The organism is Allobosea sp. TND4EK4 (genome assembly GCF_900156025.1).
Taxonomy (GTDB): domain Bacteria; phylum Pseudomonadota; class Alphaproteobacteria; order Rhizobiales; family Beijerinckiaceae; genus Allobosea.
Map to the genome: position 1 here is coordinate 1 of NZ_FTMO01000003.1, position 15,392 is coordinate 15,392.

Consider the following 15,392-nt stretch of genomic DNA (forward strand, 5'->3'; position numbering starts at 1 on the left):
TGACACCAGCGCAGGATGGCCATCGATGTGAGCTCGGTGCCGTTGTCAGATACGATCGCCGATGGCCGGCCGCGCCTGGCGATGATCGCGTCCAGCTCTCGCACCACCCGGATCCCGGAGAGCGAGGTATCCGCGACGAGGGCAAGGCATTCGCGGGTGTAGTCATCCACGACCGCCAGGACGCGGAAGCGGCGGCCGTCTGTGAGGGCATCGGACACAAAGTCGAGGCTCCAGCGGATATTGGCTCGATCCGGCACCAGCATCGGGCGCCGTGTGCCCAGGCGCGTTTGCGGCCACCACGCCGGCGAACCTGAAGCTTCTCCTCCCGATAGAGCCGGCGGAGCTTCTTCTGGTTCATGGTGATGCCCTGCCGTTCCAGCATGACGTGGATCCTTCTGTAGCCAAACCGTCGCCGCTGGGCGGCCACGGTCTTCATGGCTTCACGCAACGCGTCGTCATCGGGGCGGATGCTCCGGTAGCGCACGCTCGTGCGATCGACATTCAGGGCCTTGCACGCTCGACGCTGGCTCACCCCATGCGCGTCACAGGCATGAGCCACAGCTTTGCGCTTCGCGTCAGGCGTCACCATTTTTTTGAGGCGACATCCTTCAGGATCGCGTTGTCGAGCATCTGTTCCGCGAGCAGCTTCTTGAGCCGGGCATTCTCGTCCTCGAGGGCCTTCAGCCGGCGGGCGTCAGACACGTCCATCCCGCCATACTTGCCCTTGAACTTGTAGAACGTGGCGGCCGAGATCCCGTACTTCCGGCAGATATCGGCGGTCTTCGAACCCGCCTCCTGCTCCTTCAGCATCCCGATGATCTGCTCCTCCGAAAAACGTGAGGGCTTCATCCGTCGTCTCCTTCGCGACAGACTCTACCCATTCATGGAGGAAGTTCAGGGGCTCAGGTCACAGCTCAAGTTTCCTGAGCAGCCTTAAAGAACCGCCATTCTCCTGCCAGGCAAAGCCGACAACCACGGTGATTTCTGAACTAACGGGTCATACAATGGCGCTGGCGCCGCAGGGAGAGACGTTTGAATTTTGACGACCAGCGGAGCCCGACAATGCGCCATGGTCCTATTCATCGAGATCAATAAGCTCAGTATAAGCCTCTGAACTAACGGGTTTTCAATGGACAAAATTCTGAGTGTGCTGCCAATCACGTCCAACCCGCGCGCAGAGGGCGATCTGCATCTTCGCCGTGCTCGCCGCGATTATCCGGAACTTCCGCTGGTGGCGGCGTTTCTGCAGTCCGTCAAAGCGGGCGGCGTTATCAAGGGTTCAACGGTGCGAGTTTACCGCCGCCAGCTCGGCTTCGCGCTGGACACGTTGATCGACCAAGAACTGGTTCCGTCTTCCTCCCGGGGAGATATCATGGCGAAACTGCTCGAATTCCTTGATGCGCGGCGCGGCCGTCCCGACGAGCCGCGCACGGCGAGCCGTAAAGCGAAGGACGTTACCGAAGAGGAGGCCAGGACGGTTTTCGAGTATCTCGCTAGACAGGCCAGAGGCGAGGACGACGTCAGCGACATCTGCATGCTGGCGCTTTTCATTTATGTCGTTCCCCGCGTGGGCTGCCGGCCGATCGAGTGGATGGATGCAGTCGTCGAAGGGAAAACGCTCCGGGTCCGGAGCGCGAAATTTGATGACGATCGTGCCGGGTTCGAGTGGCGGTCGATCCCGCTCTCCGCATTGCAGCCGCTCGAAATCGAGGCTGTCGCGGCTTTTGCCAGATTCGCCCGGTTGTCCGCGGCGCGCGCACCGTCGTTCCGCCACTGGCGCAATCGACTGGCGGACCGTCTGGCTCAGGCTTGCAAGGCGTGCCAGATTCGAAGGTTGTCGCTTTACTCCTTTCGCCATGTCGCGCTCGCCACTTGGAAGGCCGCGGGATTGGCTCCCTGGGAGATCGCCGCCCTTGCTGGGCATGCCGTGGAAAAATCCCAGGCGGCTTATGCCGGCAAGCGGAGCGGCTGGGGCATCGACACGATCGATCGTGCCGAGCCGGGCCGTGCCGAAGCGCTCGAAGCACGGGCCATCGAGCGTCGCGCCAACCAGAAGGCTGAACCGGAGAGCGGAAGGCAGCAGGACAATAACAATGGCGGCTGCTGGTCATTCGAAGATATGCCAGCTCCCAAGGTGCCGGCTCGCGATCCCGCTGTGTCGCGGCGCAATGCCGAGGCACTGGCAGCTATGAAGAAGCGGGCCGCCGAGATCGCGCGATCTTTGACAGGGACGACACCGAATACGGTAATTTCGGAGGACGAGCCGGATCCCGCCGCCGTCGCGTCGCCGCACTGACACTCTCCCTAAACTGGATGGACGAGCTCGGCCACTTAAATCCCTGCGCATCCCTTACAAGTGGTTCGCGTCTTGTTATGCCCTGATAGAAAAAGGCCCTCAATTGAGCGAACCAAGATGTCGATCGCTATCCGAATTAGCTCGTGACCAGCGACCGCCAATCATTCAACCGATCGCACCGTCAAACCCTAATGTCGGCTGGTGAGCGCAGTTCGGCAACAATCTCCGTTCGGGTTGCGGCTTCCTCGTTCGAAAAGCCATCGAAATCGGCGAGACCGTTGAAAAACAGCCCGGTCATACGTTCGATCGAGGAAACACTACGCTGATAGGTCTTGAACGCGCCAAACACGGCTTCAAGGTGCTTCAATTCCGCGACTTGGTCAACAATATAGGCGGTGCTCGACGGGTGCCCGGCATCATTCAGAAAGGTCAGCACTTTCCAATAAGCGGTCGGGATCTGCACACCGCGATAGGCTCTGTCGTTGTCCCTAAAAAGAGGCCCTGTAAACACCGTGACCTTGGTGTCCTGGGCCTTGGCATTGCCCAGCACATAGTCCTCAAGGCTCAGCCATGTCTTCTGATTGAAGTTCGCGGCTTGCGGCGAACAATTCGTAAAGTGGAAGGTATCGCCATTTGCTGTCTCGGCGGTTTCTCCCCACACCGGGTCCTGCCGGCGCACCAAATGACCGCGATCAAGAATGTTATCGATATAAAGATCCTCGCCGATCTGGAACTCGTCGGCGATGCGGCCATCCAAGAACCACTTATCGTTCTTTCGCTCGACGTCGCCGGGCGTCGTGCCATCAATGTTCACCGCGACGAACATGGCCAACCGTCGTGCCGAGTGCATGACAACGCTGAAATGCTCGTAGTCGAGTCGGCCCTCGCTGGAGCCCGCCACCGGCGTAACGAACCGCTTCAATTCGCCCAATGGCGTCGGCAATGGCACAGTGAAGCCGAGGAAGTCATCGACATAGCCAGCACGTCCCGCGAGATCCGCAGGCGGCGTGCGTTGCGGCCGCCGCCGCGCTTCCAAGACTTCAAGTTCACGGCCCGCAGCCGCCTCACTATCGATGTCCGCTGGCCCGCCGAGGCGCGAGAGATCGCTGAAACGCGGTCGATACGAAAGATCAATGCTCATCCTATCCCCCGGATCAATTGCTATTGCTCAACGCACTTCCAGAGAACCGGTCATCAGCTAACCAAAGACCGGCAGCGGGTTGACGGCGTCATAAGGCGTCAAAAGTAACGTATCGTAAGATTGAACAAGTTTTGCGACAGCCTGAAAACGTTTGCCCGTTTTGATACGTCGCTGAACAGCGGAGAACAATTCCGAGGTCAGGCCGGCGAGATCAACGAAGAGGACAAGGCGCGCGAGCAAATAATCCGCCTCCCGCAGGTTGACCAAATTCTCTGCGAGGCGGTCGGGCACAAGGTCCGCTGGCCAGAACGGTGGAAGTTGCGCGACCTCCGTCACCGCCGCAGCAAAGCTCGTCGCATCGGCAGCGGCGGCGTCCCCAAGTGCCGCCCGCACAGGATCGTAAAGCTCTGGCGATCGCCCCCGCATCAACAAACCCATCGCGCGCCGCACTTCACTCAGCAGCTCCGATTGTATTGACCCAGAGCTCTCGCTTATCGCAGGAAAGACAACGGAGCCTTCGCTCTCGTCCAGCCTCCTCAGATCAGATGAAAGAGGCGGACTGGAGTCGAATTCGCTCAATTGGCGCCGCAAGCTTTCTGGGATCTGCGGGGTCACGGTTGGACTGCCGATATTTCTGCCATCAACCCCTCGAACCTGTGACCAGAGCGCAACCAGCCGCAATAGATCCGGTCTCACCTCGACGGGCCGCAGCGTTGCCCCAGCGCGACCTTCATCCCAGTACTGCGCCAAGGCGCGAAGCCGCAGAGATAAGATCGAATTCACCGGTGCGCTTTCGAGCACACGCAGGGTCATGATGACATCGCGATAGGGCGGCTCTGTTCTGAACGAGGGCGCGCGGCCGAGCGCCACAGTCGCGACCGCAAGCGAGAGCACGGTACCAACACCGAATGGAGGACTGTTCGACAGTGCCGCTATCGGCCGCGAAACCGCCACAGCCCATTTCAGCTGCTCCTCATCACCCGCTCCCGTCGCCAGGCACGACAAGGCCCATTTCCAGATCCAGTGACTGGTGGTGTCGCCCACCTTGTCGAAAGGCGGTTCCTCTTGAGCTCCATTGCATAGCTCCGCCACCGCCAAGGCGGCATGCCTGAGGACGCCGTCGAAATCGGCCTCGGCAAAGCTAGCCTCGATGCGCTGAGCGGTCTCCTTGTCCTGGAGAACCTCGATCTGATCCCGCCCATAGCGCACGGTCCCCGCGAATGGCACGTCAGAACCGACTGAGAGAGATTCCAGATGCACGCCACTTTCCGATGCGCCCTCATCAAACACTTGCCGCGAGGTGACACCTTTCTTGGCCCGCCGTGATCGTCGTGTCGCGTCCGCACTGGCCCGCTCGGCTCCCGGAAGAGAAGCCGCCTCCTCGACTGAAAGGGCCTCGTCGGATCCAGCCTCTCGACGCAGGACAGCACGCGCTTCAATCGGCATTGCCGAAACATCGTCACCTGCAATATCAAGAACGCGCCGAACGAGGCTTGGATCGGATAGAAGCATTCCAACCTCTCCGAGAAAGGCATCATGGTAGGCGGCAAGCGCCACCGCGGCGGGGTCACTGGCGCCCTGCGTGCGATACCACTCCGCGGCTGTTCGATGCACAGCCCGAACCGTCTCACGCATCGCTGTATTGGCATTCTCCGACGGCGTCAGGTCGCCATTCAGCATCGGCAGCATGATCCGCCGCAATGCGGGTGCGTGCCGCACGGCGCCGGCTCCGACGCGCTCCACCAGCCAGACCTCGCGCGAAAGCGCCTCGAAGAGATCCCGTGCCCGCTGATCGTTGATTTCGCCAAGTCCAGTCGGCACCGCAAGGACGTGACGGATCAAGTCTGGCGTGACAACGCTCAAGGCGAGACCCGGATGGGCCAGGCGCACGAGATCCGCACGCGACACCAGTCGCTCGCCCTTGCCGTCCGTTATGATGTGATCCTTCAAGCGGTCGAGGAAGCGTGAATACAGCACGCGCGTGCTCGCAGCCGCTCCCAGAACCCCTATTCCTCGCGCTTCCCCAAGGGCCTCATCGATCTCGCGGGGTTCACGGCCTCGCGCGAACGCCGCAAGCAGAATGAGGACCAACGGAAAACGAGGAAGCGTCTCAACGAATCGTCGAGCCCTTGCACTGGTAACGACGCGCCGATCAGAGCGCGCGCGAACGAATTCGACAGCCGCCTCCACATCGAGTTCGCCGATCTCCAGGTGCCCCTCGAACCAGCGTGCTGATAGTGCTTCCTTATCGGGAAAGGGATGCGCGCGACCCGCAACGACCGCACGGACCGCTCCGAACGCGGGCACGCCGCTCGGCGAGGCAAGCTTGCTCAACGAGTCGATGAAGGCCAGAACCAGACCGAACGGCTCTTGGCTGATGGTCTCGGCCCGCATATTCGATCGAACCAGCACTTCCTCGAAGGTGTCGACGATAACCACCAAGGTTTCCGAGGCGAGCGCTCCTGCGCTCAGCACTTTTTGCAAATCCTCGCGCATCGTTGAAACGACAAAAAGGTTGTCCGTTCCCGTGATCCTGTCGACGTCCTCTCTTTGCAGCGTCAGCCTGTGCAAATGGTGTCGGGCTTCGCTGCGGACTTTCGATAGCGCGGCGTCTAGAGCCGGCCTCGCAAATCCGATCTGTCGTGTCAGCTCGTTAAGCCATTCGCGCTCGCCGCCCAGCGCAACATTCCTCTGATCGAAATCGAGGCCGACGACGATTGGACCGGACCAGTCATTCCGCTGCGTGCGTCGCATCAGATCGGCAACGAGAGCCGATTTCCCCGATCCGCCAATTCCCGTGAGGAGGAGTGGGCGCAACCGCGGCGGCTCGCCCACCGGTGCATCCAGACGGATCAGGGGCCACTCAATCGAGCCATCGGCCACATAAAGATCCAGAGCCTCCGCGTCGTAGTCGCGCCCAAACAGCTTGGCAGGGGCAACATAATCCTGTCGCCGGCGTTCGGCCTGGCGGGCGAGCTGGATACGTGGATCGATCGCCGGCTCTTGCGAGATGGTGTTTTTCCGGACCGGCAACGATCGCGCAAAGTCGAGCGCGAGCGCCTGTAGCATGAGGTCATCCGTGGACAACCTTTGCATGGAGACGCCATTTCCCGCTCGCCCCTTTTTGAGCGTGGCCTGCAGGATCTTGCCGAACCGGTCGCCCTCCTGCGGGCTGGTCAGCGCGATCACGCGGTCGAGCTCATCGCGCGCGACGAGTTCCTTCAATGCCTGACGGCGGGCCTCCGGTTGCAAGCGCCAAAGCACGTCCTTGCCGTCCGCCACCTCCTCGATTGAGGCAGACAGCGCGCTAAATATGCTGTCTTCGACAGCCTCTTCACGCTGCCCAGGTGCAACCTCGGCTAGGAACCGCGTGGGGTCAAATGTCCCGATAACGGCCGCGTGCCTCCAAAGCGTCGCGGCAACGGCATCGGGCGTTTCGACGGCCATGTCGGTCATCAAAGCCCCATCCGTTTTTTCAGATGAGGATCGAGGTCGTTCTTTACAATCGCCGCGACGGCCTGGGTCATGCTGAAGGTCTCGCTGACCCTACTGCTTGCGACCGAGGTCACGACACCTGCAAGGCACTCGCGCGCAACGTCGGGCAAGGCGAATCGACCATCCACGCGGTGGCCCACCCAGAGCGCAACCCTGCCGCTATCGAGATGCGTCAGCGGCTTGTCCAGCCTCTTGGCCCGAATGCCCTGAAGGGACGGCAGGTCGACGTCGGAGAGCCCGAGCAAAACGAGACGAAGAGACGGCTCTGCCGATACCTCGGCATAGAGACGATCCAGAAGGGCCCGGGTCGAGGTGTCCGGCAGCGAGTGCTTCTCCAGATCGTCGATCACGAGCCATAGAGTGCGTCCGCGGGCTGCCGCAACGAGCTCAGCCTTCAGTTCAGCCGCGATGCGAGCCACGATGTCATTGATCTCTGTCGATTGACGGTCGGCTGGAAGGGTCTTGTCATCGACCACGGTCAGCCGCGCCGACAGGCCCAAGCTCACCCCGTCAAGAATCGCCCCCGCCGTTCTGAAAGCGTTTTGCATCAGACTGGCCGCGCTGATTTCGACGACGTCATGCTGCGAAGCGTCGAGGTGCTCCCTCAGAATTCTGCGCGAGAATGATTTTCCCACCGCCCGAAACGGCTTTCCGTCGCCCGCAATGTCCGCTCGAACGATCAGGATTTTGACTCTCCCTGCACGGGCTTCAGCGATGGCTTCCTGCAGTTCCCCGCGACCGATCAGCGGGTCGCCGTTCGAGAACGTTGGTTTCAAGGCGCGCAGATCCCCCATCCGCGCCTGAATGGCGGCGCCCGCCTTCAGACGCACGCGGCGCAACGGAATTGCGATGTTGATCACCGCCTTGCGGAGCGGCGCCCCGCTGTCATCCGTGATATCGGCATCCCCGCTGAATTCGACACCCGCCTGATGCAACGCGACGGGACGCATGTCGAAATCCAGACATGGTCCGCCCGAGGACCCGCCGATCGAGTTCGCATCATGCAGCACCCGCGCAGCCGTCTTCGGCGGAGTGCCACCAAGAAGCTTCGCAAATTTCGGTTTGACATCGAAGCTGCCGTAAGACAATCGCATGGAATAGTCGCCGGGATGATGCAGCAGAACCATGTTGCCTTGCGGGATCGGCGGTTCTTCCCCGATGATGTCGTAAAAGCGCCTGTCGAGACCGGCCGGCTCGGCGATTTCCAGAACGACGAAATCATCGAACGGCTCGAAAGCGGCAACGTCAGCCGGCCACGGCACACCGGTGTTCTCGTCATTCGCGTGTTCGCTGCCTTCAGCCCGGCTCGCCGCGACGAGCCAATTGGAGTTCGCCGGAATGCGCGTCACGCCGCCCGTTTGGGCGGCATGCGCCGTGAAATCGAACTCGACGCCAAGCGCCGCGGCACTATCCGCCTTTGCCCGCCAGGCTTCCGCCGGCGCAAGACCCGCCGCGGCCGCTTCCGCCGCCGGCAGCGGCTCGAGAAGGCTCTGCACCACATGCCAGTTCGTAAGGACAAGCCTTGGTCCGATCAGAAACCCAGTTCCTCTGATCCGTGTTGCACCCTGTCTGACGACAACGCGGCATGTGCAGCGCTGAGCGCGCATGAGCCCGGCATTCACCTCGTCCGGATCGCGGAAGCGCTCCTTGTCCTTGATGATCGCCTCGTAGGTGATCTGGGCGCTTCGGCGTGCTGCTTCATCCCCCGTCAAGGCAATTGCCATGACGACCCCGCCACTGCCCTCCGGTGCTGTAGTGAAGAGCGTGGCGCCAGCGGTGGAGCATAGCTCCCCCAGAAACCCATTCGCCTTGGCGTATTCTAAGGCTACACGTACATCGGCCCTGTCGCGTTCGGATCCGGGTTCGAGCGGCGACCGCCTCTGTCTTCTCAAGGCGAGGGCTTTGAAACGGGTGAGTTCGCTCGGCCGCGCATCCACAAAGATGTCAAAGGCCTTCTCAAAGGTCTCGCGCGACACCTTGAGCTGCCGAACCAGCTCCGCGACATCAAGATGGTCAGATGGATCAGGCAAGGTTAGCCCTCACACCCAATTCAGCCGGTCGGTCACTGCCGCAGACAAAAACCCAGATTGACGTATCGCAGCAAGCGAATGGGCGTAGTTCGCCGTCATGACACGCCCGGCGAAATGCAAACCAAGGATCGGCAAACCGTCGGTGAAACGGAGAACGCCAGAACCTGAGCATCCCGCCAGCGTGGTCGCATCGTGGGTGATGATCCAGCCGCGGCCATCACCTTTTACCGTTCCTGCCGGTTGGTCGACGACCCCGGGGCTGAAATACTTGCGCCCATAATCCAGGCCGAAGATCATAGCCAGGCGCTGGCCAATCGTTTCGGCCGTCTCCTTGCCCGCCGGGTCGTCCAGTGCGGCGCGGTCCGGACGGGCCGGATAGCCGATTACAGCGATATCCTGGGAGAGCTTCGCCTCTTCCAAATCGTTGATCAGACCGATCGGCTTTGGCAGATTGCCTGCTGCATTCTCGGTTTCGACATCCAGTATCACCATATCGAGATGAGCAAAATCGACAGTGTGGCCAATATGCGCCGGTCCGGCAGCGACGATCTCGCGCACCTTGAAGCGCTTTTCGTTGCCACGGCCGCGATCGTCAAAATTGATGCTGACACTGTCGCGTAAGAACCAGCGATCGACGCCATCAGCGCCGGCAACGACATCGGCAATGGCCTCGGCCACATGCCTGTTCGTGACCACGAGACCAGGACCGCTCACGAAGCCGGTACCGACATGCTCGCCATTGAGGTCGATCCGGCCAACGATCGCACATACCGCCGGCAAGTAGGGCTCGGCGGCATAGAGCTGCGTCTGCCAGTCAGTTGTTTCTGCTTGAGCCTTGGAGATTGCGCCGCCGTTGATCTTGAAGGCGGGACGTCCCCTCAGCCTGACAAGGGCCTCGACGACGATGCGGCCCTCGGCCGACAACGCCGCCTCACCGCCGGTTACCAACGACCGAACAACACTTTCGGTTCTGTTGAGTACGTCGCGACGCGCGGCCGAAGCCTCTAGCGTCGTTCCGGATTCAACCTCGATCTGAGCCAGCGCGCGCTCGACGAGATCCTGCAGATCTCGCATGCCATTCCCCTCCAGACTGGCTCGCGCGCTTGCGAGCGTGCTCTCCTGACCCGGTTGCCTAGGAGCAATCATTGTTACGACTTGCCGCCGCGACGGGAAGGGGGGCGGTAAGGGCGACAGAAGATGCGGCGCAGTATTCGCGTAACTCACGCTGCGCTTCAAAATCGACGGCGCGGCAGTGGCCAAGCCCGGTGACGGAATCGGGCGGGCTAGCGACTCCAGCAGCACCGAGCGTCCGGCATCGCCGCGGCGCCATGCGTCGGCCGCGAGAAAGGTGGCTTCGGCACCGAAACGCGCCCAATCCGTCCGTCCGTCGCCGCGTGTCTGCGCCTCGGCAAACACCTGGGCAACAGCCGCGGTTGGCGGTGTATCCGGGACCGATTCCGGCGCAATTGGCGTTTCCGATCCTTTCGGTATCTTGGTGAGGGTCAGACGCAGCAACGCGGCGGCATCGACGATACCAGCACCGTAAAGCCAGCTGTTCCACCGTAGCGGACGCCGCGCAGTGGTCGTAAGCGCCGAACGGAACAGCTCCTGCACGCTAACGCCGCGCCGCTTGGCCTCGGCTCGAATCTTGGCGCGACCAAAATGGGCGACCCATAGTGCCGCAACGCCGGCCGTCGTCGCGACGGCGAAAGACGTGCCCTGTCCGCCGCTAACAGTTCCGACACCCCCATCGAGCGGCGTCCGGCGGGCGACGTAGACGTTCTCGGAAGGGGCCGCGATCGTAACGCTCGGCCCCGCACTCGTCCCTTTCCATGGTTTGTCATTTGCATCGACACCGGCAACGCCGATGACCCGATCATCCGAAGCTGGGTAAACGACGAAGCCGACGCAATTTCCGGCGGCCGCCATGACGATCAGCCCCGCATCGACGGCAACCCCGACCGCTGCCGCGATGGAGCGTGAGTAGATGCCGCCGAGGCTCATCGTGATAATGTCGGCCTTCATTTTGACCGCATGCAGAATGGCAGCGGCCACTGGCGTGCCATCGAAGATCTTGACGTCCGTGGTACAGCGTATCGGTACTAGGCTGGCCGCCGGCGCCGAGCCGACCATTCCACCTCCGGCGCGACTGATCACAACGCTGCCGGTCGCTGTGCCATGCCCAGGATTGGCGAATGCGGGATCGAGCGGATCGGTAGGATCCCTGTCACCACCGATGATGTCGGTGGCGATGTCGAACCGAAGCGCCTCAGGGTCGAGGTCAGGGTGGCTGGCGACGCCGGTATCCGGCTGCGCGACAATAGCGCCCTTGCCCTTCTTTGGCGAGATCGCCCAAGCTTCGGTCGCTCGCACGGCCTTGACCGACCAATGTAGATCACCCGGCGCCGGCGCCTGAGACCAGCAAAAGGCATCCAGCGCAACAGATTCCGGTGCATTGCCGCGCAGGGCGCGGGCGTCGGGCTCGGCATAAAGCGTTGAACCGATATCCGGCGTGCATGACACGAGATCGAGTGCATCGACCAATGCATCGGCGATCCCAAAGAGTCTGTCAGGCGCGACCGTACGAGGTACGCCTGGAAACTGAAGCACGTGAAAGCTTGGCAGCAACGGACCTAGCGGCGTCAGGCTGAAACGACTCGCTCCGAGTAGCGATTCGATGTCTTTGCGAAGGTGAGCCGCCTTCAGGTAGTCCTTGAGTTCAAGCTCGAAGCGAACAATGCCAGGCCGCAGAACCGGGTCATCGCTCTGAGACGCCTCCGATATCGCACGCAGAATGTCTAGACTAGCCATGTTCGCCCCCCCCGACGTCCCAGACCATACTACTTTAAGGCGCTTCTGTTGAGAACGCTCAACCCGTCGCGGGCATTACGCGGAGGAAGCGCGTGAACGCTGCCTTCCGGGGATCATGGTCTAGGGCGTAGGCGGCTGCCCGATGCGTGGGAGAAAGTGGAGGCTTGGCGAAGGGAGTACAACGAGCTACGACCTCATAGTGCGATCGGGAATAAACCTCCGATATCGCTCCTCAATCGGCCACCGGCATGCAGCCCACGGTGACCGTTTCACCCCCTGGAAGCGGCCAGCAGGCCGGTCCAGCATCGGGGGCAGGCTCATAACCGCCGGAAACGAACTCAGCGCTGGATAGAAACTGGGGACAACGTCACAAGCTCCCGGGATCTGGACAATCCGATCAGCGCACAGTTCTGACATCCCGCAGCAGCCATGGGATCAGCTCTAATTTGCGCTCTTGAGGAAACGGCATCCACTTGCCAGAGCGATGTTGCCAACCGAAATCGTTCCCATTATGTTCCCTTACGCGAGATTGCGGAACGGTCCCATCTGACTAAGGTGAATGCGATGGTGGGCAGATATCCGGAATATTCCCAGAAGCGATCAGGCGCGTTTTTTACTCCTCACGATGTGAGCGAGGCGCTTGTTGCATGGGCATGCCGCAAGCCCGCTGACCGCATGATTGATCCCTCATGCGGCGACGGCCAGTTTCTGGCACTTCACCGCAATAGCGTCGGCATCGAACAGAATCCTGTTTCGGCGCATCGCGCGATCGAACGCGCACCTGGGGCGCTCGTACATGAGGGCGACTTTTTCACATGGGCGGTTGAAACCCGTGAGCGCTTCGAATGCGCCGCGGGCAATCCCCCCTTCATTCGCTATCAAACCTTCAAAAACGAGATGCGGCGTCGGGCGCTGGATCTGTGTCTTGATCTCGGCGTCCACTTCAACGGACTGACCTCGTCCTGGGCGCCGTTCCTGGTTGCGACCGCCGGCTTATTGAAACGCGGTGGCCGCATGGCTTTCGTCGTGCCGGCCGAGATCGGCCACGCGCCTTATGCCGCGCCACTGCTCGACTATCTCGTGGCCTCATTCTCGACGGTGCATATCATTGCCGTACGCAAGAAGCTGTTTCCGACGCTCTCGGAAGATTGCTGGTTGCTCTATACGGAGGGCTTCGGCGGCAAAGCCAACTCAATCGACTTCACGGTGCTCGAAGAATTTGTGCCACAGAAAGCACCGCCCAAATCGGTCATGAAGATCGATCTTGGGGAATGGCGGACGGTTTGGAACCGGCGCCTGCGCCCCTACTTGCTGCCGGCATCGGTGCGCCACCTATACGCTGCAGCGCTGGCTGATCCTGGCACGCGTCGGCTCGCGGATTTCGCGGCGGTTGGGATCGGATACGTCAGCGGCCATAACGACTTCTTCCACCTGAAGCCCTCCGATGCGAAGCGGCTGCGCATTCCACCTACTTTCCTGCAGCCGTCGCTCCGCAACGGCCGGGTGATGCCGGAGAAGGAGATCACCAAGGCGACCGTGGAAAAATGGAAGCAGAGCGACGATCCAATCCTGCTGCTCCGGCTGGAGCGCGATCAGGAGCTTCCGGCTGCGGTACGCAACTATCTCGACAGCAGCGCCGGCCACGAGGCGAGGCAAGGGTACAAATGCCGCAATCGCGCACCTTGGTACGCTGTGCCTGACGTCCAGATCCCCGACTTCATCATGAGCTACATGTCGGGGCGCAACGTGAACCTTGTCAGGAACGCTGCCGGCGTGACCTGCACAAACAGCGTCCATTCGATTCGCATCCGCGATCGCGCGTTGGCGAGCAAGCTGCTGCCGGAATGGTCGTCGTCCTTCGTCAGACTGAGCTGCGAGCTTGAGGGCCATGCGCTGGGAGGCGGGATGTTGAAGCTCGAGCCCCGCGAGGCTGGGCGGGTTGTCTTCCCGTCGAAGGCCACTATTCAGATGGCCGATGGCGACGAGCTTGAGGACGCAATCGGATCGCTCCAGCGTTGGCGCCATTATGCCGACTGATTCGGCGGGCTGCTCGTCTATCTGCGCTAGCGCAGATACTTACAAACCAGCAGAACAACGGCATGCAGCAAACTCGACCTACGTTTGCTTATCGTTCTAACGTGAGACCAGCCGGTGGCCAGCAAACAATCAGCGAAAAGCGAAGCGTGGCGCCTGTTCGACTATATCGTCGCCCAGGCGGCCCCTGGGGGGGTACACAGCAACCCTTGGATTAAAGGTCTGGACGGTCAGCTCCGTTTTGAACCGGATCACCACACGCTCGAGCAGTTGCTTGGTGTTCCGCTTCTCCTCAAGGCAGGAACGCAGTCAGGGGTTCCGGCGCTCGCCCTCGATGTATGGCTCAGCTACGAGCTGCGTCGGGCAGGTTTCCGATCTGATCAGGTCTGGCCGAAGCCAACCCATCCGCGCGTTCTTCCTGCCGCTATTGCCGCCTTGGTGAACTCCCTTCCCGGCAAGCTTCGAGCTGAGGTTGAGGAGCGAATCCTTAGAAGCTCGTCCATATCTGGAGCTACGTCGTCGTCAGCGGCTATTCTTGGCAAGAATTACCTGAAGCAGGTCGATGTCATCATGACGGACTGGGCAACTGGCCCAGAATTGCTTGTTTCCACCAAGCGCATGGACTCCTCCTACGGCAAAAACGCACCGAACAGGGTCGAAGAGTCCTATGGCGACGCCAAGAACCTTCGACTGCGCCATCCGCTCGCGGCGCTTGGCTTTGTTTTTGGGCTTCGCTCGGACATTCTGCAGAAAGAACCCAAAGCAGCGGAATGGTTGTGCGACTTGCTCGTCAAGCTCGGGCAGGAGGACGATGCATATCACGCCACCTGTCTTGTTTTGATGGAATACGCCGACGACGCCGTGCTGCCAGACGCGGATGCCGAGCCGCCACCAGAGGGCATTTTGGAACCGGGGCCAGACCCTGAGGGCGAGGCGGAAGAACTGCCTGCACCAATCCCGGCGGGCGCGGTCGAGGAAGTGATCAAGCGCCTGCCAACGGTAACAATTCTGACCGATCGCACTCCGGCCGAGCTTTCCCCTGGTCGCTTTCTTGCTGCGATGGTGTCACGCGTTCTGGGTGCAACGCCCGTTAACATGCACGAAGAGGCGAGACGCCGACGTGCTTCAGCGCTCCGCAAATGAATGCCAAGGCGTCATAGTCCGGGGTAGGTGGGCCTTATGATTGGGTGACCATTTGTGCCAAAGGACTAAGCCGCTCTGGCGGCAGGGGCGGAGCATGTCTGTGGCGCTGCGGATAATGAGGTAGCGACGGCCATGCCATCTACAGCAAAGAAGCTAAGCCGCTTCTCGACAAGGCCCGTGTCGAAGAAGATGACGGCGTTGTCGCGCTGGGCAAGGGTACCGAGGCCTTGCTCGCACCAGCGCGGACGCGGCAAGGGGCGCGTGAGCCTGAGGTCCGCATACTCGCGTAGTCCCGGTAATCCTCGGCCAAGGATCCGCCGTTCCACTTCCCCAACCAATCAAGTGAGCAAGGCCCGGCGAGTCGTTCTTGGCGGGGCGAGACGCGCCATATGCGGACGTTGGCGTTCTGCCGGAAAGCGGACGCCACAACCATCCGTCACAA

At 61.2% G+C, this 15,392-nt stretch carries 7 protein-coding genes and 2 pseudogenes; 4 read left to right on the plus strand and 5 right to left on the minus strand.

Going from position 1 to position 15,392, the window contains the following annotated elements; genetic code table 11:
* Window positions 1-849: pseudogene (locus BW981_RS23375) on the minus strand (IS3 family transposase); the annotation flags it as partial.
* A 280-nt stretch (window positions 850-1,129) separates the two neighbouring features.
* On the opposite strand from BW981_RS23375, the gene BW981_RS07610 reads away from it, so the two are divergent.
* Window positions 1,130-2,296, plus strand: coding sequence for a site-specific integrase (locus BW981_RS07610; protein ID WP_139333675.1), 1,167 nt, complete (start codon window positions 1,130-1,132; stop codon window positions 2,294-2,296).
* A 181-nt stretch (window positions 2,297-2,477) separates the two neighbouring features.
* Here the strand turns inward: BW981_RS07610 and BW981_RS07615 are convergent, their stop codons facing one another.
* Genes BW981_RS07615 through BW981_RS07630 form a run of 4 tightly spaced genes read right to left on the minus strand, consistent with a single transcriptional unit; the run spans window position 2,478 to window position 11,773 of the window.
* Complete coding sequence (locus tag BW981_RS07615; protein WP_076437830.1) at window positions 2,478-3,437, minus strand: DNA/RNA non-specific endonuclease; 960 nt, start codon at window positions 3,435-3,437, stop codon at window positions 2,478-2,480.
* A gap of 57 nt (window positions 3,438-3,494) precedes the next feature.
* Window positions 3,495-6,893: a hypothetical protein gene (locus BW981_RS07620; protein ID WP_076437831.1), complete on the minus strand. Its 3,399-nt coding sequence runs from the start codon at window positions 6,891-6,893 to the stop codon at window positions 3,495-3,497.
* Window positions 6,893-8,962, minus strand: coding sequence for a trypsin-like peptidase domain-containing protein (locus tag BW981_RS07625; protein WP_139333676.1), 2,070 nt, complete (start codon window positions 8,960-8,962; stop codon window positions 6,893-6,895). Before BW981_RS07625 ends, BW981_RS07620 begins: the two co-directional genes overlap by 1 nt.
* 9 nt (window positions 8,963-8,971) lie before the next feature.
* Window positions 8,972-11,773: a S8 family serine peptidase gene (locus BW981_RS07630; RefSeq protein ID WP_076437835.1), complete on the minus strand. Its 2,802-nt coding sequence runs from the start codon at window positions 11,771-11,773 to the stop codon at window positions 8,972-8,974.
* A gap of 135 nt (window positions 11,774-11,908) precedes the next feature.
* Here BW981_RS07630 and BW981_RS07635 point away from each other — a divergent pair.
* The 3 genes and pseudogenes from BW981_RS07635 to BW981_RS07645 all read left to right on the plus strand — a co-directional run.
* Window positions 11,909-12,037 (plus strand): annotated as a pseudogene (locus tag BW981_RS07635) (integrase core domain-containing protein); the annotation flags it as partial.
* A gap of 300 nt (window positions 12,038-12,337) precedes the next feature.
* On the plus strand, window positions 12,338-13,810 hold the full coding sequence (locus BW981_RS07640) for an N-6 DNA methylase (RefSeq protein WP_076437837.1): 1,473 nt from the start codon (window positions 12,338-12,340) through the stop codon (window positions 13,808-13,810).
* Between the two features lie 114 nt (window positions 13,811-13,924).
* A complete protein-coding gene (locus BW981_RS07645; protein ID WP_076437839.1) occupies window positions 13,925-14,950 on the plus strand; it encodes a hypothetical protein in 1,026 nt (341 codons plus the stop codon).
* The last annotated feature ends 442 nt before the right edge of the window (window positions 14,951-15,392 follow it).

Coding starts and splice junctions, on each gene's coding strand:
- BW981_RS07610 (WP_139333675.1), top strand. CDS start 1,130: ATGGACAAAATTCTGAGTGTGCTGCCAATCACGTCCAACCCGCGCGCA.
- BW981_RS07615 (WP_076437830.1), bottom strand. CDS start 3,437: ATGAGCATTGATCTTTCGTATCGACCGCGTTTCAGCGATCTCTCGCGC.
- BW981_RS07620 (WP_076437831.1), bottom strand. CDS start 6,893: ATGACCGACATGGCCGTCGAAACGCCCGATGCCGTTGCCGCGACGCTT.
- BW981_RS07630 (WP_076437835.1), bottom strand. CDS start 11,773: ATGGCTAGTCTAGACATTCTGCGTGCGATATCGGAGGCGTCTCAGAGC.
- BW981_RS07640 (WP_076437837.1), top strand. CDS start 12,338: ATGGTGGGCAGATATCCGGAATATTCCCAGAAGCGATCAGGCGCGTTT.